General features: G+C 62.5%; 23 protein-coding genes and 1 tRNA gene. 4 read left to right on the plus strand and 20 right to left on the minus strand.

Translation table 11 applies throughout. The annotated features are described in order from the left end of the window. Positions 1-170 precede the first annotated feature (170 nt). Both dnaJ and pabB read left to right on the plus strand, forming a co-directional pair. On the plus strand, positions 171-1,313 hold the full coding sequence (dnaJ, locus tag BCA01S_RS16915) for a molecular chaperone DnaJ (RefSeq protein ID WP_027777912.1): 1,143 nt from the start codon (positions 171-173) through the stop codon (positions 1,311-1,313). Positions 1,314-1,338: 25 nt separating this feature from the next. Then, positions 1,339-3,228: an aminodeoxychorismate synthase component I gene (gene pabB / locus BCA01S_RS16920; RefSeq protein ID WP_027777913.1), complete on the plus strand. Its 1,890-nt coding sequence runs from the start codon at positions 1,339-1,341 to the stop codon at positions 3,226-3,228. 47 nt (positions 3,229-3,275) lie between these two features. On the opposite strand, the gene panB is transcribed toward pabB, so the two are convergent. From panB to BCA01S_RS16955, 7 genes are all read right to left on the minus strand, one after another. Continuing rightward, positions 3,276-4,091 carry a 3-methyl-2-oxobutanoate hydroxymethyltransferase gene (panB, locus tag BCA01S_RS16925; protein ID WP_027777914.1) on the minus strand — a complete coding sequence of 272 codons (816 nt, stop codon included), beginning with the start codon at positions 4,089-4,091 and terminating at the stop codon, positions 3,276-3,278. A 33-nt stretch (positions 4,092-4,124) separates the two neighbouring features. Further along, positions 4,125-4,805: a deoxynucleoside kinase gene (locus BCA01S_RS16930; RefSeq protein WP_020069714.1), complete on the minus strand. Its 681-nt coding sequence runs from the start codon at positions 4,803-4,805 to the stop codon at positions 4,125-4,127. Further along, a complete protein-coding gene (gene folK, locus BCA01S_RS16935; protein WP_027777915.1) occupies positions 4,802-5,335 on the minus strand; it encodes a 2-amino-4-hydroxy-6-hydroxymethyldihydropteridine diphosphokinase in 534 nt (177 codons plus the stop codon). The genes BCA01S_RS16930 and folK overlap by 4 nt, the downstream gene beginning before the upstream one ends. A gap of 48 nt (positions 5,336-5,383) precedes the next feature. Continuing rightward, positions 5,384-6,982, minus strand: coding sequence for a polynucleotide adenylyltransferase PcnB (gene pcnB, locus BCA01S_RS16940; RefSeq protein ID WP_027777916.1), 1,599 nt, complete (start codon positions 6,980-6,982; stop codon positions 5,384-5,386). Continuing rightward, complete coding sequence (locus tag BCA01S_RS16945) at positions 6,979-7,665, minus strand: histidinol-phosphatase (protein WP_027777917.1); 687 nt, start codon at positions 7,663-7,665, stop codon at positions 6,979-6,981. Before BCA01S_RS16945 ends, pcnB begins: the two co-directional genes overlap by 4 nt. Then, entirely contained in the window at positions 7,658-8,401 is a 744-nt protein-coding gene (gene hda / locus BCA01S_RS16950; RefSeq protein ID WP_027777918.1) for a DnaA regulatory inactivator Hda, read from the minus strand. Before hda ends, BCA01S_RS16945 begins: the two co-directional genes overlap by 8 nt. Positions 8,402-8,472: 71 nt before the next feature. Continuing rightward, positions 8,473-9,549, minus strand: a complete 1,077-nt coding sequence (locus BCA01S_RS16955) for an AI-2E family transporter (protein ID WP_027777919.1) — start codon at positions 9,547-9,549, stop codon at positions 8,473-8,475. Between the two features lie 148 nt (positions 9,550-9,697). On the opposite strand from BCA01S_RS16955, the gene purM reads away from it, so the two are divergent. After that, entirely contained in the window at positions 9,698-10,765 is a 1,068-nt protein-coding gene (purM, locus tag BCA01S_RS16960; protein WP_027777920.1) for a phosphoribosylformylglycinamidine cyclo-ligase, read from the plus strand. A gap of 163 nt (positions 10,766-10,928) precedes the next feature. Here the strand turns inward: purM and miaA are convergent, their stop codons facing one another. Further along, positions 10,929-11,888, minus strand: coding sequence for a tRNA (adenosine(37)-N6)-dimethylallyltransferase MiaA (gene miaA, locus BCA01S_RS16965; RefSeq protein WP_027777921.1), 960 nt, complete (start codon positions 11,886-11,888; stop codon positions 10,929-10,931). A gap of 43 nt (positions 11,889-11,931) precedes the next feature. Continuing rightward, complete coding sequence (gene mutL / locus BCA01S_RS16970; protein WP_027777922.1) at positions 11,932-13,977, minus strand: DNA mismatch repair endonuclease MutL; 2,046 nt, start codon at positions 13,975-13,977, stop codon at positions 11,932-11,934. A 192-nt stretch (positions 13,978-14,169) separates the two neighbouring features. Here mutL and BCA01S_RS16975 point away from each other — a divergent pair, with 192 nt between their 5' ends. Beyond that, positions 14,170-14,835 (plus strand): VTT domain-containing protein, encoded by a 666-nt coding sequence (locus BCA01S_RS16975; RefSeq protein ID WP_027777923.1) that lies wholly within the window; start codon positions 14,170-14,172, stop codon positions 14,833-14,835. Between the two features lie 107 nt (positions 14,836-14,942). On the opposite strand, the gene BCA01S_RS16980 is transcribed toward BCA01S_RS16975, so the two are convergent. From BCA01S_RS16980 to ydfG, 11 genes are all read right to left on the minus strand, one after another. Then, positions 14,943-15,755, minus strand: a complete 813-nt coding sequence (locus BCA01S_RS16980) for a mechanosensitive ion channel family protein (RefSeq protein ID WP_027777924.1) — start codon at positions 15,753-15,755, stop codon at positions 14,943-14,945. Positions 15,756-15,932: 177 nt separating this feature from the next. Beyond that, positions 15,933-16,307 carry a hypothetical protein gene (locus BCA01S_RS16985; RefSeq protein ID WP_027777925.1) on the minus strand — a complete coding sequence of 125 codons (375 nt, stop codon included), beginning with the start codon at positions 16,305-16,307 and terminating at the stop codon, positions 15,933-15,935. Between the two features lie 382 nt (positions 16,308-16,689). Then, a tRNA-Lys gene (locus BCA01S_RS16990) sits at positions 16,690-16,765 on the minus strand. Between the two features lie 202 nt (positions 16,766-16,967). Then, positions 16,968-17,717, minus strand: a complete 750-nt coding sequence (gene ybgF / locus BCA01S_RS16995; RefSeq protein ID WP_027777926.1) for a tol-pal system protein YbgF — start codon at positions 17,715-17,717, stop codon at positions 16,968-16,970. A 19-nt stretch (positions 17,718-17,736) separates the two neighbouring features. Beyond that, positions 17,737-18,246, minus strand: a complete 510-nt coding sequence (gene pal, locus BCA01S_RS17000; protein ID WP_013338115.1) for a peptidoglycan-associated lipoprotein Pal — start codon at positions 18,244-18,246, stop codon at positions 17,737-17,739. 31 nt (positions 18,247-18,277) lie between these two features. Then, the gene (gene tolB, locus BCA01S_RS17005; RefSeq protein WP_027777927.1) at positions 18,278-19,570 is read right to left on the minus strand and encodes a Tol-Pal system beta propeller repeat protein TolB; all 1,293 of its coding nucleotides are present in this window, start codon (positions 19,568-19,570) and stop codon (positions 18,278-18,280) included. A gap of 137 nt (positions 19,571-19,707) precedes the next feature. Beyond that, positions 19,708-20,721 carry a cell envelope integrity protein TolA gene (tolA, locus tag BCA01S_RS17010; protein ID WP_027777928.1) on the minus strand — a complete coding sequence of 338 codons (1,014 nt, stop codon included), beginning with the start codon at positions 20,719-20,721 and terminating at the stop codon, positions 19,708-19,710. After that, the gene (gene tolR, locus BCA01S_RS17015; RefSeq protein ID WP_025601528.1) at positions 20,718-21,164 is read right to left on the minus strand and encodes a protein TolR; all 447 of its coding nucleotides are present in this window, start codon (positions 21,162-21,164) and stop codon (positions 20,718-20,720) included. Before tolR ends, tolA begins: the two co-directional genes overlap by 4 nt. A 10-nt stretch (positions 21,165-21,174) precedes the next feature. Then, positions 21,175-21,852: a protein TolQ gene (tolQ, locus tag BCA01S_RS17020; RefSeq protein ID WP_006047860.1), complete on the minus strand. Its 678-nt coding sequence runs from the start codon at positions 21,850-21,852 to the stop codon at positions 21,175-21,177. 157 nt (positions 21,853-22,009) lie between these two features. Further along, positions 22,010-22,489: a tol-pal system-associated acyl-CoA thioesterase gene (gene ybgC / locus BCA01S_RS17025; RefSeq protein WP_027777929.1), complete on the minus strand. Its 480-nt coding sequence runs from the start codon at positions 22,487-22,489 to the stop codon at positions 22,010-22,012. 59 nt (positions 22,490-22,548) lie between these two features. Continuing rightward, the gene (gene ydfG / locus BCA01S_RS17030) at positions 22,549-23,295 is read right to left on the minus strand and encodes a bifunctional NADP-dependent 3-hydroxy acid dehydrogenase/3-hydroxypropionate dehydrogenase YdfG (protein ID WP_027777930.1); all 747 of its coding nucleotides are present in this window, start codon (positions 23,293-23,295) and stop codon (positions 22,549-22,551) included. Positions 23,296-23,426: the final 131 nt, after the last annotated feature.

Here is a 23,426-nt window from a genome sequence, read left to right on the forward strand (position 1 = left end):
CGGTTATCACGCCTGGCGAGCCTTTTAGGCTCTCCGGGCACATTTGTTTTATGGAGGCCGTTGTTTTGAGCCGCATTCAGGCGGCACGAAACACGACCGGACGAGTCGTGAGACTCCAGCATTCAAGAGGAGCCACCGCGCGGCACTCTCGCGAGGGGCGTTGAACCGATATGGCGAAACGGGATTACTACGAGGTTCTGGGCGTCGCAAAGAACGCGAGCGACGACGAAATCAAGAAGGCTTATCGCAAGCTGGCGATGAAGCACCACCCCGACCGCAATCCGGGCAACAAGGATGCGGAAGAGCATTTCAAGGAGGTGAAGGAAGCCTATGAAATGCTCTCGGACTCGCAAAAGCGTGCGGCATATGACCAGTATGGTCACGCGGGCGTCGATCCGAACATGGGCGGCGCCGGCGCGCAAGGCTTCGGCGGCTTTGCCGATGCCTTCGGCGATATTTTCGGCGACATCTTCGGCCAGGCGGCCGGCGGCGCGGCGCGAGGCGGCGGCGGACGTGCGGGCCCGCAGGTGTATCGCGGCGCCGATCTGCGCTACAGCATGGAAATCACGCTGGAACAGGCGGCGCATGGTTACGACACGCAGATTCGCGTGCCGAGTTGGGTCTCGTGCGAAGTCTGTCACGGTTCGGGCGCGAAGCCCGGCACCAAGCCGGAAACTTGCCCGACGTGTAGCGGTTCGGGTGCGGTGCGGATGTCGCAGGGCTTTTTCAGCATCCAGCAAACCTGTCCGAAGTGTCATGGCACCGGCACCTATATTCCTGAGCCGTGCACTCACTGCCACGGCGCGGGCAAGGTAAAGGAAACCAAGACGCTCGAAGTAAAGATCCCGGCAGGTATCGACGACGGCATGCGCATCCGTTCGGCCGGCAACGGCGAACCCGGCATCAACGGCGGGCCGTCAGGCGATCTGTACGTCGAGATCCATATCAAGCAGCATTCGGTGTTCGAGCGCGACGGCGACGATTTGCATTGCCAGATGCCGATTCCGTTCACCACGGCGGCGCTGGGTGGCGAAATCGAAGTGCCCACGCTCGCGGGCCGTGCGAGCTTCACGGTGCCCGAAGGCACGCAGTCGGGCAAGACGTTCCGGTTGCGCGGCAAGGGTATCAAGGGCTTGCGTTCGAGCATTGCCGGCGATCTGTACGTGCACGTGCAGGTCGAAACGCCGGTCAAGCTCACGGAACCGCAGCGCGATCTGCTCAAGCAGTTCGAAAAAGCTTTGGTGGAAGGTGGCGCTCGGCACAGCCCGCAAAGCAAGAGCTGGTTCGATAGGGTGAAGAGCTTCTTCGATTAACGGCAGTTAGAAGTTGGCGGTACGCATGACGGCAGATGAGCGCGGTGCTGTGTTTGCATTGCTCGATGATTGCGACGCGTCGGCGGCGCGCCGCTCGAGCAGGTTGTACACCGGTCTCGCGCATGAGCGGGTATGCGCCGACGCCGCGCAGCTCGAAGCCGTTTGCGAGGCCGCCGAATTGGATGCACGGCACGGCCTGCACGCCATCGTGCTCGCCGACTACGAGTTCGGCCGGCATCTTCTCGGCGGGGCATCTGACCCGTCGTTCAAAACGCAGCATGGCGACGCCACGCTGCGTTTTTTATTGTTCGAGCGTTGCGAGAAACTCTCACGCGACGAGGTCGACGCGTGGCTCGCAAAACATGACGGCGATCTCGCGGAGCCGTCTGTGGCGGGCACGGCCAATGTGCGCGAGAGTGTCGAACCCGCGCAGTTCAATGCAGCCATCGGCGCAATTCATGCCGCCCTGCGCGACGGCGATTCCTATCAGGTCAACTACACATACCGGCTTGGCTTCGACGTATTTGGCCCGCCTATCGCGCTTTATCGGCGGTTGCGGGCGCGTCAACCCGTTCGGTACGGCGCTTTGATCGCAATGCCTGGTAACGCGTGGGTGCTGTCATGTTCGCCGGAGCTTTTCGTCGAGAAGCAGAATGCAACGTTGCGCGCGCGCCCGATGAAAGGCACCGCCCCACGCTCAGCCGATCCGTCAGCGGATCGCGGCGCCGCTGAATTTCTCGGCAACGACCCCAAGAATCGCGCCGAAAACGTGATGATCGTCGATCTGCTGCGCAACGATCTGTCGCGCGTTGCTCAGACGGGCTCCGTCAAAGTGCCCGCGCTCTTTTCCGTCGAGCCGTATGCATCGGTTTGGCAGATGACGTCGACGGTTGAAGCCGCTTTGCGGCCCGGCACGTCGTTCGCCGCGATATTGCGCGCGCTCTTTCCTTGCGGCTCGATCACCGGTGCGCCGAAGCATCGCACGATGCAGTTGATCGACGAACTGGAGAGCACGCCACGCGGCCTTTACACCGGAGCGATCGGCTGGCTGGATGCACCCGCGCCCGAGCTGGCGGCGAATGAAAATAGCGGTGGCGACTTCTGCATGTCCGTCGCGATTCGCACGCTGACCTTGAAGCCATCCGCGCCCGCGGGAGAATTGCGCGGCACGATGGGCATCGGCGCGGGCATCGTGCTCGACAGCGTCGCCGAAGACGAATATGCGGAGTGTCGATTGAAAGCGCGCTTCCTGACCGGTGCGGAACCCGGCTTCGAGCTGTTCGAAACCATGTACGCGACGCGGGAAGAGGGCGTGCGCCATGTGTCGCGCCATCTCGCGAGGCTGTCGGCGAGTGCCGCGACGCTAGGCTTTCAATTCGATGCCGCAAGCATTCGCGCGCAGATCGCGGAGCGGTGCGCGTCTTTGCCCGCGGCCACACCGCACCGCATGCGCGTCGCGTTAGGCAAGAGCGGTGTAACGCAAATTACGGCCGCGGTGTTGGTGCCGTTGGCCGATTCGACGGTCCACGTTCTGCTCGCAACGGATCACGATTTTGGGGCGACCCAAGCCGGCGATCTACTGCTGCGCCATAAGACCACGCACCGTGCGCAGTACGATCACGGCTGGCGCGAAGCGGAGGCAAAAGGCGCCTTCGACACGTTGTTCTTCAACGAACGAGGCGAGTTGACGGAAGGCGGGCGCTCGAACGTATTCGTGAAGCTGGCGGGGCGGTGGTGGACGCCGCCGCTCGCGTCGGGCGTGCTGCCCGGTGTGATGCGAAGCATCCTGCTTGAAGACGACGCTAATCTGCAGGCGGCTGAAAAGGTGCTGACAGAGGCTGACGTATTGAGCGCCGAAGCGCTGTTGGTTTGCAATGCATTGCGTGGCGCGCTGCCGGCTCGGATTGCCCGCTAGAAACACCGAAACGCGGCCACGCTGATATCGTCCCCGCGAAAGTACTCTCAGAACGAGTGCTCAGGCCCAGGAAAAGTCCCGTCCTTCACGGCCTGCACATACGCTTCCACCGCGGCAAGAATACTTGGCTGCCCGACCATGAAATCCTTCACGAAACGCGGCCGCTTGCCGGGAAAGATGCCCAGCATGTCGTGCAATACCAGCACCTGACCCGAGCAGTCGAGGCCCGCGCCGATCCCGATGGTTGGAATCCGCAACTGCTTCGTGACTTCGCTCGCGAGCAGCGTCGGAATCGCTTCCATCACGATGAGCTGCGCGCCGGCCGTTTGCATGGCGAGCGAGTCGCGCAACAACTGGTTCGCGCCTTCCTCGGTCTTGCCCTGCACCTTGAAGCCGCCAAAGGCATGCACTGATTGCGGCGTTAGCCCGACATGCGCACACACCGGAATTGAGCGTTCCACGAGGAAACGGACAGTGTCAGTGAGCCATTCACCGCCTTCGAGCTTCACCATCTGCGCGCCCGCGCGCATCAATTCGACGGAGCTTCCATACGCTTGTTCCGGCGTGCCATAGGTGCCGAACGGCAAGTCCGCGACGATCAGCGCAGACGGCCGCGCGCGCGCCACGCTCGCCGTGTGATAGGCGATGTCGGCGAGCGAAACCGGCAGTGTGGTGGTCTGTCCTTGCAGGACATTGCCGAGCGAGTCGCCGATCAGCATGACGTCGACACCCGCGCGATCCAGCAGCGCGGCGAAGCTTGCGTCGTAGCAGGTGAGCATGGCGATTTTCTCGCCAGCATCGCGCATTGCCTGCAGTTTTGGCACGGTGACGGCGCTGCGGCTCGTCTCCTGCAAATAGGTCATGGTCGATCCGTTGAAGAGAGAGGCGCGCGCCGCTCAGAGCGACGTGCCCTTGACAAAGAATTCCTTGCGTCCGCGCATGGTTTCGATGCGCTCGGCGAGCAGCGCAAGGTCCGCGTCGGAGTCGAGCGGATTCAAATGTTCGGCGTTAACCGTCAGCACCGGCGTGCGGTCGTAGTGATAGAAGAATTCGTTGTAGGCGTCGCAAAGGGCATGCAAATACGCATCGGAAATCTGCAACTCCATCGGCACTGCGCGCTTTTGAATGCGCGAGAAGAGAACTTCGGGACTCGCCTGCAGATACACGACGAAGTCCGGCGCCGGCGCGCTCACTTCCAGCCGTGCGGCGAGCGCGCGATACAGATGCCACTCGTCTTCTTGCAGCGTGAGGCGCGCGAAGATGTCGTTCTTCTGCGTCATGAAATCGGCTACGAGCGGCGTGCCCGCCACTTGCGCCGCGTTCACTTCCTGAGCCTGCTGCGCGCGTTGCAACGCGAAGTGCAATTGCGCGGGCAACGCATAACGCGCGGTGTCGCGATAAAAGCGCTCGAGGAAAGGATTGTCCTGCGGCCTCTCGAACAGTTCCTGCATGGACCAGCGTTGCGCAAGACGCCGCGCGAGCGAGGTCTTGCCGACGCCAATAGGTCCTTCGATCGCCAGATAGCCGAATGGAGGCCGCAATTGCGGCGCGGTGACGGTAAGCGGTGTGGAATTCATTCGCAGCGGCCCTTGCCCGCGGCGACTGCGTTCAGCATCGGGCACTGGCAGGGTCCTTTCACTTTCTCGATGCGCTGATCGCGCACGGCGTCGAGCAGCGCGTCGGCGCGCCCATGTCGCGGAATGATCAGCGCAGCGTCGATTTCGACAAGCGGCACCAGCGCGAAAGCACGCTCGACGAGGCGAGGATGCGGAACGATCAGATCGGCTTCGTCGATCGATTGATCGCCGAAAAGCAGGATGTCGAGATCGAGCGTTCGCGGTGCATTGCGAAAGGGCCGCTCCCGGCCGAACTGATGCTCGATCTTGTGGCACAGCGCAAGCAGATGCCGCACGGGCAGCGTCGTGTCGATCTTTACGACGCAGTTGAAATAGTCGTCACCGCCCGCGTCGATCGGGGCCGTGCGATATAGGCTCGACTTGGCGAGCACGGTGATGGTGTGCTGTTGTGCGAGGCACACCACTGCGTCTTTCAGGGTCTGGCGCGCGTCCCCGAGATTCGCGCCGAGGCCGAGATAAGCAACCGTCATGGCATAACTTCCTGCAACTATCGTTCGACGGCTTCAGCGAACGCTGCGTCAGTCTTCGTGCGGGCCTTCATGGCCCGCTTCGGCGTCTGTGCGTTCGGCTGGCGTGCCGCCCTCCATTCCGTCGCCCGATTTGCGGTTTCTCGCGCCACTGCTGCGTCTCCGTCGTTTTCTGGGGCTTCGGTCCTTCCCGCCTTGCGTAAGCAATGTTTCACGCGCCGCGATGTCTCCTTCGATGAACTCCGTCCACCACGCTCCGACCGACTCATCGAGTTCGCCCGATTCGCAGCGCAACAGGAGGAAATCATACCCCGCTCTAAATCTTTGGTGTTCCAGCAGCTTCAGCGCGCTTCTTCCCGAGCGTTTTTCGAGGCGCAGTTGCAAGCCCCAGATCTCGCGCATGTCGGACGAGAAGCGCTTGTGAATAGCGAGCTTTTCCGTCTGCATGTCGAGGACTTCGTCCATCGCGCGATGCAGCGCCGGCACCGGATATTCACCATTCGCTTCAAACTTCTGCCAGCGCTGTTGCACGTCGTGCCAGAGCAGCGTGGCGAACAGGAAGCCGGGTGACACCGGCTTGCCGGCGCGCACGCGTGCGTCCGTGTTGGTGAGCGCGAGCGTGATGAATTTCTCGCCGGTGGGCTGCTCGAGCACGACGTCGAGCAAGGGCAGCAAACCACGATGCAGGCCTTCCTGGCGCAGGCGCTTCAGGCAGGCGAGCGCGTGGCCGGACAGCATGAGCTTCAGCATCTCGTCGAACAGACGCGCGGCCGGCACGTTGTTGATCAGGTCGGCCATTTCGACGATCGGCGCGCGGGTCGCGTCTTCGATCTCGAAGTCGAGCTTTGCCGCAAAACGCACCACGCGCAGCATGCGCACAGGATCTTCGCGATATCGCGTGGCCGGGTCGCCGATCATGCGCAGCAGGCGCGCGCGCACGTCCGCCATGCCGTTGTGATAGTCCAGCACGGTTTCGGTGGCGGGATCGTAGTACATCGCGTTGATCGTGAAGTCGCGGCGCGTGGCGTCTTCGTGCTGCTCGCCCCACACGTTGTCGCGCAACACGCGTCCGCTTGCGTCGACCGCGTGCGTGCGGCGATCCAGCTCGTCGCGTTTCAGGCGCCGCGGCGGCGCGGCGTCAGCGGCGGGCGGATCGACCAGCGCGCGGAACGTGGAGGTTTCGATGATTTCCTGGCCGAACTGCACATGCACGATCTGAAACCTGCGGCCGATGATGCGCGCGCGGCGGAACAGCTTCTGCACCTGTTCGGGCGTGGCGTCGGTCGCCACGTCGAAGTCTTTCGGCTTGATGCCGAGCAGCAGGTCGCGCACCGCACCGCCGACGATAAACGCGCGGTGCCCCGCCTGTTGCAGGCCTTCGGTCACGCGAATCGCGTTGCGCGAGATCAGCGTGGGGTCGATGCCGTGTACGTCGTGCGGAATGATGACCGGCACGTCCGGGTCGCGCACTGTATTTGCGGGCACGCCATTGCGGGCCGGTTTGCGGCGCGCGCGGCCGGTTCCCGCGGCGCCTGCTGCATTGCGTGCCGGTGCGCTGCCGGGTTCGTCTGAGTCGGCTTCAGCCGGCACGGTGTCGTCGGCGGACGCTGTGTCCTGGCCGAATAGCTTACGGATGAGTTTTTTGATCACGTGGGTTGAAAGAGTTCGAGGATGCGCCAGCCTTTGGCCTGCGCATGGGCGCGCAATGTGTCGTCGGGATTCGTTGCGATCGGATCGGTGACTTTTTCGAGCAGCGGAATGTCGTTGTGCGAATCGCTGTAGAAGTAGCTGCGCTCGAAGTCGCTCCAGCTCTTGCCGAGCGACGCAAGCCATGCCTCGGTGCGCACGATCTTGCCTTCCTTGTAGCTCGGCGTGCCGGTGGGGCGGCCGGTGTAGGCCGAGTGCGGCTGGCCGTCGACGGTTTCCGCTTCGCAGGCGATCAGCGTGTCTACGCCGAACGCGCTCGCGATGGGACGGGTGATGAATTCGTTGGTCGCGGTGACCACGCAGCACAGGTCGCCGGCTTCGCGGTGCCGCTTGACCAGTTCGACGGCCGCCGGGAGGATGGCCGGCGTGATCACTTCGTGCATGTACTGCACGTGAAAGTCCGCGAGTTGCGCGCGCGTGTATTTCGCGAGCGGCGTGAGCATGGCGATCAGATAGGCGTGAATGTCCAGCTTGCCGGCTTTGTAGTCGGCATAAAAGCGGTCGTTTTCACGAGCGAAATTTTCGCCGTCGACCATGCCGTGTTTCACCATGAAGCGGCCCCATTCGTGGTCGCTGTCGGTGGGAATGAGCGTGTGATCGAGGTCGAAGAGTGCGAGATTAGCCATGGGGATCTATTTTACTTGAAGCGGCGGACGACGCGGCGGGCCCGTCCGCGCCCGGCGAAGCCAGCATCGTGCGCAAAAGCGGCAATGTAACCGCGCGCTTCTGTTCGAGCGAGAAACGGTCGAGCGCGTCGAGAAGCGCCATCAGGCTTGGCATGTCGCGACGAAAATGCGTGAGCAGATAGGCCGGCACGTCGTCGGCCAGCATGATGCCGCGCTCGCGGGCTGCGTGCTTCAGCACCGCTGCCTTGCCTTCGTCGGGCAGCGGCGTGAGGTGGAACACGAGACCCCAGCCGAGCCGCGTGCGCAGGTCCTCGCGCACCGTCATGCCGATCGGCGCCGCGTTGCCGGTGGCGACGAGCGCGCTCGTCGGATGCGCGCGCACTTCGTTGAAGAGATTGAACACGGCGATCTGCTGCGCGGCCGACAGGCCGTCGCAATCGTCGATCGCATAGAGCGCCACGCGCGGATCGAAACTGAACGCGGCAAGGCCGCTTTGCGGACCCGCGAAGCGCGCGTGCCCCGGCGGCGCTTCGTGCACGAGCGCTTGCAACAGGTGAGTGCGACCGCTGCCCGCTTCGCCCCAGATATAGAAGGTGCGATCGGCGACAGGCCCGGCCGCAAGCGCGCCGTCGAGTTCACGCAGGCGCGTCACCAGCTCGGCGTTTGCGCCAGCGAAAAAATTGTCGAATGTCGATGGCGGCGGAGTGCCGAGATCGAGCGTCAGTTGACGAAGCACAGTAGGTTAATGCCGAAAGTAGGGCTGAGGCTGCCGATCGTCCTGGCGAGCCGGGTCACTGGAGCAGAAGGTCAATTGTTGTACAGGGTGCTTTCCAGATAGCTTTGCCGCAATTCGCGCACCGCCACGGACAAAATCGCACTCACGGGCAGCGCAAGCAGCACGCCGAAAAAGCCGAACAGTTGCCCGAACGCGAGCAACGCGAAAATGACTGCGAGCGGGTGCAGCCCGATCCGCTCGCCGACGAGGCGCGGCGTCAGGAAAAAGCTCTCCACGATCTGACCGACGCCGTAGATCACAGCCACCGCACCAAAGCCATACCAGTTGCCGAACTGCAGCAATGCTGCAAGAAGCGCCAGCGCGAGCCCGGTCGCAAAGCCAATGTACGGGATGAACACTGCGAGCCCGGTGAAAATGCCCACCGGCAGCGCGATCTCAAAGCGGGCGATGCTGAGCGCCACCGCATAGAACGCCGCGAGCACGCCCATCACGAGTAACTGGCCGCGCAGGTATTGCGACAGCATCTGATCCATGTCGCGCGCGAGTTGCAGCGTCTTGTCGAGCCAGCGGCGCGGCACCACGCCCTGTACGCGCAGCAGCATGCGGTTCCAGTCGTACAGCAGATAGAACAGCACGAGCGGCACCAGAACGAGATTGCCGATTACGGTCATCATGACGTTGCCGCTCGTCACGATCGAGGTCCATGCATAACGCGCGACCGTCTGCGCGCTGCCTTCCAACTGGCCCATCACGAGATCGCGCACGCTCGCGAAATCCAGCGAATCGGCGAGCCCCAGCATGGCGAGCTTGGGCTGCAGCCACGCATTCACATGGGCGAACAATTGCGGCACCTGCTGCCGCAGCTGCGGGCCTTCCTTCTGGATGACGGCGAAAACCAGCAGCGCGAGCATTGTCACCAGCAACGTGAAAAGCAGCATCATCAGCAACGCAGCGATCGCGCGCGGCACGCGCCGGCGCACCATCCACGCGACGCCTGGCTGCAGAATGTACGCGAGAATCGCGCCGAGCAGAAACGGCGTGAGGACGGGGCTCAAGAGCCACAGCAGAATGCCGACGCCGAGCGCGATGGCTAGCCAGATGGAAGCGCGGCGCTGGACCGGAGTCAGTATCGAGGAGTTCTGTTGCAATGTTGTTTCCTGGTGTCGCCGGAACGGATGATTCAAATTCCAGCCAGCCGGCCGGCAACGCTGTATGGGACCAGAGTAAGCGCTGAAGCGCCAACTCTCGATCGGCATCGGGTAAAATCGCATTTTACCGACCTTCGAGCTCTCCCCCATGAATCAACCGAAATCCGCCCCGAATTCAACCGGTTCGGCCCAAGGTCTGTCGTATCGCGACGCCGGCGTGGACATCGACGCGGGCGACGCCCTTGTCGACGCGATCAAGCCCTTTGCCAAAAAGACGATGCGCGACGGCGTGCTGGGCGGCATTGGCGGATTCGGCGCGCTGTTCGAAGTGCCGAAGAAGTACAAGGAACCGGTGCTGGTATCGGGCACGGACGGCGTGGGCACGAAGCTGCGCCTCGCGTTCGAGTTGAACAAGCACGACACCGTCGGCCAGGATCTGGTCGCCATGAGCGTGAACGACATTCTCGTGCAAGGCGCCGAGCCGCTCTTTTTCCTCGACTACTTTGCCTGCGGCAAGCTGGACGTGAACACGGCGGCAACGGTCGTCAAGGGTATCGCTTACGGCTGCGAACTGGCGGGCTGTGCCTTGATCGGCGGCGAGACGGCTGAAATGCCGGGCATGTATCCGGACGGCGAATACGATCTCGCGGGCTTCGCGGTCGGCGCGGTGGAAAAAAGCAAGATTATCGACGGCAGCACCATTGCTCCCGGCGACGTGGTGCTGGGCCTTGCTTCGAGCGGCATTCATTCGAACGGTTTTTCGCTGGTGCGCAAGATCATCGAGCGCGCGCAGCCAGATCTCAATGCGGATTTCGACGGCCGTTCGCTAGCCGACGCTTTGATGGCGCCCACGCACATTTACGTTAAGCCGCTTCTCTCGCTGATGCAGCAAATCGCCGTGAAGGGCATGGCGCACATCACCGGTGGCGGGTTGGTCGAAAATATTCCGCGGGTTCTGCGCGAAGGCCTGACGGCCGAGCTGGATCATCGCGGCTGGCCGCTGCCGCCGCTCTTCTCGTGGCTGCAAAAACACGGCGGCGTGGCGGATGCGGAAATGCACCGCGTATTCAACTGCGGTATCGGGATGGCGGTGGTCGTCTCGGCTGCTGACGCGGACGCTGCAATCGGTCTGTTGTCCGCAGCCGGCGAGCAGGTCTGGAAGATCGGCACGATTCGCGAGAGCGCGCCGGGTGAAGCACAGACGGTCGTGGTGTAAAGATTGGCAGCCAGCGCGGCGTGAATATTAAACGCCGCGCTGGCTCGCAGTTTCAAGGTTTCTGAGGTCTAGCAGTCCGCCAGCAAGCTTCCCGTCTGGGTAGCTCGAAAGCGCAGTGCTTCCACGTGCTTCAAAGTGCTTCAACTTACTTCAACGAAGCGCATCAGACAGGTTGTGAAACCAGCGCTTCGATCAGATCAAGCACCTGCGCGCTCGCGTTTGGGTCGCAACAGTCCACCACCACCCGCTCGTTCATGCTGCGCAGCCATGTGAGTTGCCGTTTGCACAATTGCCGCGTCGCGAACACGCCTTTGTCGCGCATGGTCGGGTAGTCGACGGTTCCATCGAGATATTCCCAGACCTGCCGGTAGCCGACGCAACGCATCGACGGCATCTCGGGCGATAAATCTCCGCGTTCGCGCAGCTTCACCACTTCATCGACAAAGCCGCTCGCAAGCATGGAATCGAAACGCTGCTCGATGCGCGCGTGCAGCACGCTTCGGTCCGACGGCTCGAGTGCGATCGGCGCGAAGCGCCACTGCGCCGCTGCGTCGTCGATGCGAGCGGGCGCGGCCAGCAATGCGGACATCGCTTGACCCGTTAGCAAGAACACTTCGAGCGCGCGCTGGATCCGCTGCGAATCATTGGGCGCAAGGCGCGCGGCAGTCGCCGGATCGACGGCAGCCAGGCGTGCATGCAGCGCGGGCCAGCCATCGCGCGCGGCGTCGGCGTCGAGTTGCGCGCGGACAGTCGTGTCGGCTGCGGGCAAGTCGTTGAGCCCTTGAGTCAGTGCCTTGTAGTACAGCATCGTCCCACCGACCAGCAGCGGCAGCCGGCCTCGCGCACTGATCTCTGCGGTCAACCGGAGCGCGTCGGCGCGAAATTCCGCGGCGGAGTAGGCGTCGGCGGGATCGACGATGTCGATAAGATGATGTGGCGCTACCGCCCGCTCGTCGGCGGTAGGCTTTGCGGTGCCGATGTCCATCTCGCGATACACGAGCGCCGAATCGACGCTGATGATTTCCACCGGCCGCCGCGCGGCCAGGGCCAAAGCAGCTGCGGTTTTGCCCGACGCAGTCGGGCCGAGCAGGCACGGAATGGGCGTAGCGGTGCGTGCGTTCATGAACGTGCCGGCGCTCGGCAATCGAGCCTCGAAAAACGCACCGTCACTGTCCGCGCATGAAGAGGCGGTCGAGGTCGGAGAGCGTCAACTGATACCACGTGGGACGCCCGTGGTTGCACTGGTCGGCGCGCTCGGTCGCTTCCATCTGACGCAACAGCGCGTTCATTTCGTCCAGCGTGAGACGCCGGTTCGCGCGCACCGCGTGATGGCAGGCGAGCGTGCCGAGCAGTTCGTGCTGACGCTCGGTCAGGACACGCGAGCCGCCGTAAGCGTGCAGATCGGCCAGCACCGCGCGCGCCAATGCCTGCAGGTCGGCGTCTTTCAGCAGCGCCGGCACCGCGCGGATGGCGAGCGTGGTCGGCGACAGAACGGCCAGGTCGAAGCCGAGTGCGTCGAGCGTGTCGCGCTCTTCTTCCACTGTGCCGATTTCGACGGGGTCCGCCTGCATCGTCTGCGGAATCAGCAACGGCTGCACGGCAATCGTTCGGTCGGCGAGCGCGTTCTTGAACTGCTCATAAAGAATGCGCTCGTGCGCGGCGTGCATATCGACGATCACGAGCCCATGCGCGTTTTGCGCAAGCACATAGATGCCGTGAATCTGGCCGAGCGCGAAGCCGAGCGGCTGATCGTCGGCGGGATTGAACGCGGGCGGTGCGTAGGGCGCTGACGAGTTGTAGGGAGACGGACCTTCGGCGGCGGAATCGCGTGCTTCGAAAAGCGTCGCGCCTTGCGCAGTTCCGGCGCTGGTGTCCTTGCGGCCGAACAACGCGTCATAGAAAGCGAGCGGTTGGGCGACCGGCAGCGTGCCCTGTGTCATGCGGGACTGCCGCATCCACGTATTGCCCGCTTGCGACGCGCTGAAGCCGCCGCCCGCCGGTCCCGGCGTGCCGTTCGAACTCGAGCCGCCGACAAAGCTGCCCGCACCGGAACCGCCGAATCCCGCAACGTCGGCGCCGCCCGGTGAAGTCCCCAACGAAACCGCTCCGTCCGCCAACGCTTGCAGATGCGCCGCATGCCCGCCTGCGGTCGTCTCCGGCGACGCGCCCGCATGGCGCGCCAGCGCACGCTGGACCGCGTGGAAAACGAACTGATGAATCGAGCGTGAATCGCGGAACCGAACTTCGATCTTCGACGGATGAACGTTCACGTCGACCGCTTCGGGCGGCAGATCGAGAAACAGCACATATGACGGATAACGGTCGCCATGCAGCACGTCTTCATAAGCGGCGCGCACCGCGTGCGTCAGCAGCTTGTCGCGGACGAAACGGCCGTTGACGAAGAAGTACTGCTGATCGGAGCGTCCGCGGCTTGCGGTCGGCAAACCCGCGCAACCGTAGACGGCGAGCGGACCGGCGGATTCATCGAGCGGCAGATGAGCCGTCGCGAAAGTTTCGCCGAGTATCTTCGCGACTCGCGCAGGCGGTTCGCTCGCGTTCCAATGCTCGACGGCCTTGCCGTTGTGCAGGACCGAAATGGCGACGTCCGGTCGCGCCAGCGCAGCACGGCGAATCTGTTCGAGACAATGGCCGAGTTCTGTCTGTTCGCTTTTCAGGAATTTGCGGCGCGCGGGCGTGTTGAAGTACAGCTCCCGCACTTCGATGGTGGTGCCTTGCGTGCCCGCAGCCGGGCTCAGCACGCCGGTTTGTGCATCGACGCGCACTGCATGCGGCGCATCGGCCGTGCGGCTCGTGATGGTCATCTGCGCGACCGACGCAATCGAGGCCAGCGCCTCGCCGCGAAACCCGAGCGTCGCGACGGCCTCGAGCTCGGCGAGCGAGCGGATCTTGCTGGTCGCGTGGCGCATCAACGCGAGTGCAAGTTCGTTCTCGGGAATGCCGCAGCCGTCGTCGGTGATCGAAATACGTTTGACGCCGCCCTCGTCCAGCATGATGCGAAGCGTTTGCGCGCCCGCGTCGAGGGCGTTTTCAAGCAACTCCTTCACCACCGACGCGGGCCGCTCGACCACTTCGCCGGCGGCAATCTGGCTGATGAGCTGATCGGGCAGCGGCAGGATTGCCCGCAGCGGGCGCACAGCCGGTGTAGCGGCGGCGGCCGTGGCGTCGACAGGCGTTTCGGAAAATTCGGACATGGCGAAATTATAGCGATTCGGCGCGGCGGTCCTCGGATGGCGGAAACGAGCCGGAGATTTTCGAAGTTCGCCCGGGCACTTTCTGTATGATGACGCGGTCAATTTGGGCGGCGAGCGAGCGCTCGCCGCTATCCCGGAGGTCTGCTGCCGACCTTCCTGCCACGTTCACTCTTGCCTCATAAAGGACGCTTTTTGGACACGCTGCTACATCTAGCCAATCTTGTGCTGCACATCGACAAGTTCCTGGGAGAATTCATCCACGTGTACGGCGCCTGGGTCTATGCGGTGCTGTTCCTGATTGTGTTCTGCGAAACGGGGCTCGTGGTTCTGCCGTTTCTTCCGGGCGATTCGTTGCTGTTTATCGGCGGGGCTTTCTGCGCGTCTGGGCAGATGAGTCTCGGTCTACTGATCCTCTTGCTGTTCGTCGCGGCGACCACGGGCAATACCGTCAACTATACGATCGGACGAGCGATTGGGCCGAAGGTTTTCAATTCGCATATTCCGCTGCTCGAGCGTTTTCTCGACCGGCGCGCGCTGCAGAAAACACATGACTTCTACGAGAAACATGGCGGCAAGACCATCGTCCTTGCGCGCTTCATTCCGGTTGTGCGGACGTTTGCGCCGTTTGTCGCGGGTGCTTCGGAGATGACGGTTAGCCGGTTTCAGCTGTTCAATGTCGCCGGCGCGCTGTTTTGGGTATTGCTGCTTGTTCTGCTCGGCTATTTCTTCGGCAATATTCCGTTTATCCGCCAATATCTGAATGTGATCGTGCTCGTCGGGATTGGCGCTGCAATCGTGCCGGTCGTGCTGGGCGCGCTCTGGAAGATGATGCGCAAGAGTGCGTCGAAGCCTGGCTAACGCCGGCTCGGGCGCTTAGTCCGCTAACCTACTCGCATGAGCAAACGGCGTCGCGTAAATTGCGACGCCGTTTTTTTGCGTGCGCGGCCACACGCCTGCATGCACGGTCACGTCACTGCACGCGGCGCGAGCGGGGTTTCCGGCGTCGGGTAACCGGCCTCGCGGAATGTCTGAATGATCGCGCGGTTAGTGTCGAAGTACACCTGCCAGTAATGCTCATTGTGTGCATAGGGTCGCACGCAAAGCAGCGGTCCTTCAGGCGTGAAGCTCAGCACTTCGACATCGGGCGCGGGGCTTTCCGCAACGTTCGGTATTTCGGCGATGGCGGCCTTCAGCCGGTTCATCGCGTCCGTCGCGTCAACGCCGTTCGCGATCTTCGCTGTCAGCTCGACCCGTCGCACCGGCAGCACGCTGTAATTGGAAATCGTGTCGGAGAAAATCTTGTTGTTGCCGACGATCGTCGTTACGTTATCTGGCGTGACAATGGTCGTGCCGAACAAACCGAGTTCAGAGACGGTGCCCGTGACGCCGCCCGCGGTCACGAAGTCGCCGACCTTGAACGGCCTCAACACCTGCATGAAGATGCCGGCCGCGAAGTGCGCGAGCAGTCCGCCCCACGCCGTGCCGATCGCGAGGCCGAGCCCGGCGAGAAGCGCGGCGAACGAAGTGGTCTGCACGCCGAATACCTGCAAGATCGCGAGGATTAGAAGCAGGTTCAATAACGCGCCGAGAATCGAGCCGAGGTAATGCGCGAGTGTGGGGTCGACGCGGCTGTTGCGCATCAGCACCGCACGCAGCAAGCGGGTAGTCAGTCCAATGACCCAGCGGCCGACGATCCACAAGGCGATCGCACCGAGTACTTTGACGCCGAGGTCGATGCCGCGGGTCATCATGAAAACGCGTACGGTTTCGAAATCCAAGATGTTCCCCAATCGGTGAACTTGCTCTGACTGATTTACGACGTGACGCGATGCTGCGGCGGGCGCCTGGGTGGCCGAATCTCATCCGGATACCGCTTGGTCTTGGAAAGTTATAGGTGAAGGCGCGAGGCTTCGCAAGGACCGTTCCCGCGACGCCTCAAGCTCGCGCGACGCGTTTTACATCGGCAGGTGCGAGTCGGAGTAGGGCGATGTCGGAATGACCAACGTCTTGCCTAACGTCGATCTGGTGGGTCGGTTTCGACGACCCAGACTGCGCCACGCAACTGCCGCAACGATTGCGAGCGCATATGCGGCGCTGCGTACGAAGAACGCCGTCGGCGAGCTGAACTGGCCATAACGCGTGCGGGCGTCGGCGAAGACAAGGAAAGTGAGGGCTGCATCCAGCAGCATAGCGGCGAGCGCCAGCGCGGAAAATACGCGAGAGCCGTCTATCGCGGCGCCGGGTATCAGGCGATTACACCCATTGCACGCAACGAGCACGATCGCCAGCAACGCAAGATTCGAAGCGAGATCGAACAGGAAATTGGTCATATCGATGGAATGAAAGCGCCGCAGGTTGCGGTGTTGCGAGAGCGTCTGCGTCCGTCGGTTCTCGGCGGATTGGCAGACGGCGGCGATCATTGCACGTCTTTATGTCTCAATAAATGCTCACGTTCGCAGTCCGTAGCGTTGTCGGAATGTGCGAAATATCGCGTGAGGAAAGTCGGGGGCGTAACGAGAAATCGCGGCGAGTTGTGGACTGTTTTCGCTGTGGACTTCGCCGTGTTGTTTGCGCTCGTTGTTCTTGACGAGAAGAGCGCTGTCAGGAGACTAGCGGAGCGCGCGCTGCAAAGAAAAACAGCGACGAAAAGAAGACAGCGACGAAAAAAGAAAAGGGCTTACGACGCTGACGCGTGTAAGCCCTCGAATCTTTTGGTAGGCCGTACGGGATTCGAACCTGTGACCAACGGATTAAAAGTCCGCTGCTCTACCAGCTGAGCTAACGACCCAAAAGAGAAGCGAAATTATAGCGATAGCCCCGGAGGACTGTCAACCAGTTCCGAGCAATCCGATGTACACGTTAGTGAAGTTCAGATAGTGAAAAGCCCGGGGCGTGAAGACCCAGGCTTTTCAGCGAGAGGCGCGCGTGACCATCTTTTTTGGCGCTCACGGACACTGCGCGTTACTGCCAACTGCTCGACACTACTGCGACTACTTGATCTGCGACAGCTTGCTTTGCGCCGACTGCGCGACGTCCGAGCCGCCGTATTGCGCGACGATCTGCTCGAGCGTCTTCTTGGCCGCGGCCTTCTGACCTTGCTCGAGCTGATTATTCGCGATTGCCATCAATGCCTCAGGCGCTCGCGGATGCTGCGGATAATTCTTCACCACACCCTGCCAGGTCGCCGTCGAGCCCTTGTAATCGCGCAACGCATAGAGCGCGTTGCCGAGCCAGTACTGCGCGGTCGGCTGATAGGGGCTGTTCGGATACTTGGAGATGAAGCTGCGGAACGACGCCGCCGCATTCTTGAAGTCGCCGTTGCGGAACTGCTGTGAAGCCGCATTGAACGACTCCGTTTCGCCCGGCTGCACCTCGCCCTGAACGCCATCCACCGTTTGCTGCTGCGGCTCGAATTTCTTCAGGCGCGTGTCCAGATCGGTGTAGTAGTCCTTCTGCTGTTTTTGCAGCGTGGCGAGCTGATTAGCCATGTCCTCGTTCTGCCCGCGCAGCGTCGCGACCTGTTGATTCATCTGGTCGAGACGGTTGGACTGATCGAGGATCGTGCGCTGTGCTGCCGACAACTGGCTCGACAGGCTGTCAGTCTTCGACCGAAGATCGAGAATGGCCTGACGGGCCTGATCGTCGTCGAAGATACCGGCGTGCGCCGGCACAGCCATGAAGACCGTGCCCGCGACGCAGGCCGCTGCGGCAAATCGCAGCCAGGAGAAACGATGCGTCATTCGGCTCATCACCTGTTACTTACTGTTGGTACACGAGATCGGCGCGGCGGTTCTGTGCCCACGACGATTCGTCATGACCGGTAGCTTGCGGCTTTTCCTTGCCGAGGCTCACGGCTTCCATTTGCGAGTCGGTCACGCCCATCAGCGACAGCGAACGACGCACTGCTTCGGCGCGCTTCTGGCCGAGTGCCAGGTTGTACTCGCTCGTGCCGCGCTCGTCGGTGTTGCCCTGGATCAGCACGTGGCGTTGCGGATGGCTCTTCAGATACTGCGCGTGTTGTTGCAGCAGCGACTGGTAGTCGTCCTTCACCGAATAGCTGTCGAAGTCGAAGTAAATGCTGCGCTTTGCGAGCGGGCTGTTCGGATCGTTCAGCGGGTCGACGTTCACTTGCGCGACATCGTTCGGGTTCGGTTGCGTCGAGACGGCGCCGCCCTTGTTTGCGTTTTCGTCGAGCTTGACGCCCGAGTGACATGCGGCCAGTGCACCGACCATGAGGACTGCGAATGCGAAGCGAAGTTTAGACATCATTTTTTACTCTCCTTGTGTTATTGCATCAACGTTATTGCATGAAAGGGCCCCAGGACGGCTCACGTACGCTGCCGCCCTGCACTGACAGGACCTGCCGGGTGCGACCGTCGGTCGAAACCGCAGCCAATACGCCACGGCCGTTCACCTGAGTGGCGTAAAGAATGTACTGACCGTTCGCCGCGAAGCTCGGCGATTCGTCATGTGTCGTGTCCGTCAGGCCCGTGGCCGTTCCGCCTTGCAGGTCCTGGATATACAGCTTGAAGCCGCCGCCGACGCGCGAAATATACGCGAGTTGCTTGCCGTCCGGGCTCACGCGCGGACTGGTGTTGTAGCTGCCGGTGAACGTGACCCGTTGTGCCGCGCCGGCGCTTTCACCCTGCGCCGACATCTTGTAGATCTGCGGTTGACCGCCGCGGTCGCTCGTGAAATAGATCGTCTGGCCGTCTGGCGAGAAGGTCGGCTCCGTGTCGATCGAGCTGCCTTGCGTGAGACGGCGCATGCCAGTGCCGTCCGCATTGACGGCGAAGATTTGCGTGTTGCCGGTGCGCGAGAGCGCCACGGCGAGCGTGCGCCCGTCCGGCGACCATGCTGGCGCGCTGTTATTGCCTTTCTGGTCCGAAACGACAATACGCCGACCCGTAGGCAAATCGTGGATATAGACGATCGGTTTCTTCTTTTCGAACGATACGTAAGCCACCTTGGTGCCATCAGGCGACCATGCCGGCGAGATGATCGGCTCGGGGCTCGACAACGCAATATGCGCGTCCTGACCGTCCGAATCCGAGATCTGCAACTGATAACGGTTGCCGGTCTTGATGACATACGACAGCCGCGTCGCGAACACGCCGCGGCCGCCCATCAGCTTCGCGTATATGTAGTCGGCCACCTTGTGCGCGCTCATGCGCAGGCCGCTTTCGGGGCTCACCAGCACGAGGCCGCCGAGGCTCTCGCCCTTGACCGTGTCGTACAGCTTGAAGCGCACTTCGTACTGGCCGTTCGGCAGGCGGTTCACGCTGCCGGCTACGAATGCATTCGCGCCTTTGGCCTTCCAGCTGCCGAGGTCGACCGAGGCCGTTTCGGGAACCGGCGTCGAGCCTGCGTCGATATTGGTGAATTTGCCGCTGCGTTGCAGGTCCTGACGCACGATAGTGCTGACCTGTTGCGGCGAGCTCGCTTCGTTGGCGAAGTTCGCCGTTGCGATCGGGAACTGGGTGGACCCGACGCCCGTCACGAGGACGTTGAGTTGTGCGTTCGCGGCACCGCCGACGGCGATCAGGCACGACGCTACAAGTGTCCGCAGGCCTAGCTTGGTCATCAAACTCATGCTGTATGGATTCCCCAAAAAACGGTTTTACTAAAGCTTCGCGACAGCAGACAGACCGGAAAAGGGCTAATTCGTTCCCGAGCGCGCCGCGCCGGGCGGGGCGCTGGGTCTACTGTCAAGTTCCTGTCAGGCTTTCATCAACCTGCCGGTCGCAACGTAATTCTGAAGCTCGCCGGCGTCTTGCCGTCGATGTCCTGAGGCATTGGGTCCGAGCGCTGCACGGCTCGCAAGGCCGCGTCGTCCCATGCGGAATTGCCGCTGCTGTGAGCGATCGTTGCGCTCAACAGGGTACCCGTCGGTGAACAACGAACGGCGATCACCGTCTCGAGGCCCTCCGTCTCACCGCCCCACGAAATGTTCGGCCGCACCACGCGACGCACCTTGTCAGCGTAACCCGGCGATGCTGCATTGCCACCCGAGCCGCTGCCCGTGCCACTCTTGCCGAGGCCATTGCCAGTCGAGCCCGGAGGCCCGGCCATGCCTTGCATCTGCGCAAGGCGCGCGCGGCGTTCCGCGTCGACCTTCTTCGCTTGCGCCGCTGCTTCGGCTTGTGCGGCTTGTGCCTTCGCCTTCGCCGCCTTTTGCGCGTCCGCCTTTTTCTGCGCTTCGGCCTCAGCCTGCTTTTGCTGTTCCTGCTGCTGTTCCTTCAACTGCTGCTGCTTCTGCTGCTCGGCCAACTGCTGTTGCTTCAGCTTTTCTGCCTGCTGCTGTTGTTGCTTCTGCTTCGCGGCCGCCGCTTTCTGGGCCGCCAATTGCGCCGCCTGTTCGGCCAACTGCTGCTGACGCTTCGCCTCGGCTTCCTGCTGAGCCTGCAGCTTTTCCTGACGTTGTTGTTCCGCGAGTTGCGCCTGACGAGCCGCTTCCTGTTGCTTGTGTTTCTTCTCCTGCAGCGCGATCTCGGCCTGTTCGTCCGCCACCGGCGGAGCAGGGACCGCAGGCGCGGGCGGCGGCACCACGCGCGGGATCGCGGTGTCCGGTACTTCGGTCCACAGTTCCGCTTCGGCGCCTTCGGGCGTGCTGTTCTGCCACTGAATGCCGTGATAGAGGAAGAACCCGAGCAGCGCATGCATCACCAGCGCGAACGCAAAGGCGCGTCCGGTGCCGCGTTCACGCGGTGGCTGGAGCGGATAGTCGGTGTTCTTACGGATCATTGCGATTTGACGAGCAATCCAACGCGTTTGACGCCCCGTGCCTTCAGCTCGGACATCACGTTCATCACGGCTTCATACTTCACGGTCTTGTCGGCGGCGATCACGACGGGCTGATCGGGATGCGACTGCGCGCGGTCGGCGATAAAGCCGTTGAGGCCCGCCTTCGTCATGTCCTCCTGCTGCTGCGCGCCGGAATCGTCCTTGTATTTGACGCTCATGTTGCCGTCCGCGCGAATGTTGACGATTACAGGCGGCGTTTGCTGTTGCGGCGCTGCGCCACCGACAGTCGGCAGATTGACGATGGACGGCGCGACTAGCGGCGCGGTCACCATGAAGATGACGAGCAGCACGAGCATCACGTCGATATACGGCACGACGTTGATGTCTGACATCGCGCGGCGCGAGCGGCCGCCGCGCATGCTGGAGGAGCGAGAGCCTGCCATCGTGGACTCCTTAGTGCGCCTGGCGCTGCAAGATGTTCGAGAACTCTTCGATGAAGGTCTCGAAGCGGATCGCCAGACGGTCGATGTCGTGCGCGTAGCGGTTGTATGCGACCACGGCCGGGATCGCGGCGAACAGGCCGATCGCGGTTGCGGTCAGCGCTTCGGCGATGCCGGGCGCCACGTTCGCGAGCGTGGCCTGTTGCACGTTGGCGAGTCCGCGGAACGCATTCATGATCCCCCACACCGTGCCGAACAAACCGATATAAGGGCTGACCGAACCGACCGACGCCAGAAACGCGAGGTTCGCTTCGAGCACGTCCATTTCACGCTGGAACGCTGCACGCATTGCACGGCGCGCGCCGTCGAGAATCGCGCCCGGGTCGTTCAGGCGTTTCTCTTTGCCCTTGAGAAATTCGCGCATGCCCGACTCGAAAATCCGCTCGAGCGCGCCAATGGTGTGACGGTTATTGGCAGCGCTCTGATACAGCGCCTGCAGGTCGCCGCCCGACCAGAAATCGCGTTCGAAACGCTCAGTCTGCGCGCGGGCGCGACGGATCGCAAACCACTTGCGGAAGATGAAAGTCCACGAGAGCAGTGACAGCAACAGCAGGAGCGCCATGACGGCCTGCGCCAGCAGGCTCGCGTTGAGTACGAGAGAAACGATCGACAGATCTTGTGTAGTGTTCATAAAGGTTCGTTTTATCGTCCCGAAAGGGGCGTCCGGCTTTGCAAGGCCACACGAAGCTTTCCGTGAGCAAAACGGAAGCATCGGCGGCACTGCAAGCCGAACCATGCTTTTGTGCTGCCTGGTCGATGCGAGTTCACTGGCCCCGTAACAACGAGAGTCAGCATGCGTTCGTTGACACGCCGCCGTCGCGCACGCATGGTCCGCGCCGCAAAGCTGCCAGAACTTGCGGCGGAATCGCGGCGGGGCGCAGCGCTGTACGCTCGACGCAACCGACCCGGATCGAGCCGGTAGCAAGCAACGTGCCGTCGCGCCACGCTTCCTGCGCGAAGTCGACAGAAGCTCTGCCGAGCCGCTCGATCCGGCTCACCACCTTGACGACGTCGTCGAGACGCGCGGGCGCCCGATAGTCGACTGCGGTGCTGCGGACGATGAAGATCGCGCCCGTTTCATCGGCGAGCCGATTCTGGTCGATGCCGCACGCGCGCAGCCATTCGGTGCGCGCCCGTTCAAAGAACTTCAGGTAATTCGCGTAAAACACGATGCCGCCGGCGTCGGTATCTTCGTAGTACACGCGGATGCCCCACGAATGGCCGAATTCCGTGCCTGGCTGGCTGGTCGTCATATTCATGCGGCGCATTTTACCGGATCGCACACTGCGAGGTCTGTTTCAAGATGTGCGCGCCGTCTGGCGGGCCTTTAGCCGCGATGAACGGACAAACCCGCGAACGACTGCGCCACCGGCATCAGTTCGATCGTGTTGATGTTGACGTGTGCCGGGCGAGTGGCGATCCAGTAGATCGAATCGGCAATATCGTCGGCCGTCAGCGGCTGGACGTTTTCGTAGACCTTGCCAGCTTTTTCGTCGTCGCCCCGAAAGCGCACGTTCGAAAATTCGGTGCCGCCGCACAGACCCGGTTCGATGTCGGTCGCGCGAAGCGCGGTGCCCGCCAGATCCGCGCGCAGGTTCAAGCTGAACTGGCGCACGAACGCCTTGGTGGCGCCGTAGACATTGCCGCCCGCATAAGGCCAGCTGCCAGCGACCGAGCCGAGGTTGAAAATATGGCCGCGGTTGCGCTCGACCATGCCGGGCAACAGCGCGTGCGTGACCTGAACAAGGCCGGTGCAGTTCGTTTCGATCATCGTCTGCCATTCGTCGAGGCTCGCCTTCTGCGCCGGTTCGACGCCCAGTGCGAGGCCGGCGTTGTTCACGAGCACGTCGATCGCGGCGAAGTCGGCCGGCAACGCTGCTGGGACCGCTTCCACCGCCGCGCGGTCCCGCACGTCCAGTTCATAGGGCAGGAGGGCGTCGCCGAGTTCAGTGGCGAGCTCATCCAGGCGGTCTTTGCGGCGGGCCGTGGCGACGACGCGATGGCCGCCCTTGACGAAGGCACGAGCGATGGCGGCGCCGAATCCTGCGGACGCACCGGTGACGAACACGATCATTACAGTTCCCTGGTCGGTAGAAGACAAAGGCCCCAAGCCTACTTCCAATGCGGCGCTGCGGCAAGGATAGGCGAGCCGGATGGATGGCGCCGCAAGACGTCCGCGCACGCTTCCTGGCGGGCCTTTGCGGG

The sequence above is a fragment of the Paraburkholderia caledonica NBRC 102488 genome, from assembly GCF_000685095.1.
Lineage (GTDB): Bacteria > Pseudomonadota > Gammaproteobacteria > Burkholderiales > Burkholderiaceae > Paraburkholderia > Paraburkholderia caledonica.

What these genes read in the sequence shown, in the direction of transcription:
- dnaJ (WP_027777912.1), top strand. Translation starts at nt 171, where the DNA reads ATGGCGAAACGGGATTACTACGAGGTTCTGGGCGTCGCAAAGAACGCG.
- pabB (WP_027777913.1), top strand. Translation starts at nt 1,339, where the DNA reads ATGACGGCAGATGAGCGCGGTGCTGTGTTTGCATTGCTCGATGATTGC.
- panB (WP_027777914.1), bottom strand. Translation starts at nt 4,091, where the DNA reads ATGACCTATTTGCAGGAGACGAGCCGCAGCGCCGTCACCGTGCCAAAA.
- BCA01S_RS16930 (WP_020069714.1), bottom strand. Translation starts at nt 4,805, where the DNA reads ATGAATTCCACACCGCTTACCGTCACCGCGCCGCAATTGCGGCCTCCA.
- folK (WP_027777915.1), bottom strand. Translation starts at nt 5,335, where the DNA reads ATGACGGTTGCTTATCTCGGCCTCGGCGCGAATCTCGGGGACGCGCGC.
- BCA01S_RS16945 (WP_027777917.1), bottom strand. Translation starts at nt 7,665, where the DNA reads ATGGCTAATCTCGCACTCTTCGACCTCGATCACACGCTCATTCCCACC.
- purM (WP_027777920.1), top strand. Translation starts at nt 9,698, where the DNA reads ATGAATCAACCGAAATCCGCCCCGAATTCAACCGGTTCGGCCCAAGGT.
- miaA (WP_027777921.1), bottom strand. Translation starts at nt 11,888, where the DNA reads ATGAACGCACGCACCGCTACGCCCATTCCGTGCCTGCTCGGCCCGACT.
- mutL (WP_027777922.1), bottom strand. Translation starts at nt 13,977, where the DNA reads ATGTCCGAATTTTCCGAAACGCCTGTCGACGCCACGGCCGCCGCCGCT.
- BCA01S_RS16985 (WP_027777925.1), bottom strand. Translation starts at nt 16,307, where the DNA reads ATGACCAATTTCCTGTTCGATCTCGCTTCGAATCTTGCGTTGCTGGCG.
- ybgF (WP_027777926.1), bottom strand. Translation starts at nt 17,717, where the DNA reads ATGACGCATCGTTTCTCCTGGCTGCGATTTGCCGCAGCGGCCTGCGTC.
- pal (WP_013338115.1), bottom strand. Translation starts at nt 18,246, where the DNA reads ATGATGTCTAAACTTCGCTTCGCATTCGCAGTCCTCATGGTCGGTGCA.
- tolB (WP_027777927.1), bottom strand. Translation starts at nt 19,570, where the DNA reads ATGAGTTTGATGACCAAGCTAGGCCTGCGGACACTTGTAGCGTCGTGC.
- tolA (WP_027777928.1), bottom strand. Translation starts at nt 20,721, where the DNA reads ATGATCCGTAAGAACACCGACTATCCGCTCCAGCCACCGCGTGAACGC.
- tolR (WP_025601528.1), bottom strand. Translation starts at nt 21,164, where the DNA reads ATGGCAGGCTCTCGCTCCTCCAGCATGCGCGGCGGCCGCTCGCGCCGC.
- tolQ (WP_006047860.1), bottom strand. Translation starts at nt 21,852, where the DNA reads ATGAACACTACACAAGATCTGTCGATCGTTTCTCTCGTACTCAACGCG.
- ybgC (WP_027777929.1), bottom strand. Translation starts at nt 22,489, where the DNA reads ATGCGCCGCATGAATATGACGACCAGCCAGCCAGGCACGGAATTCGGC.
- ydfG (WP_027777930.1), bottom strand. Translation starts at nt 23,295, where the DNA reads ATGATCGTGTTCGTCACCGGTGCGTCCGCAGGATTCGGCGCCGCCATC.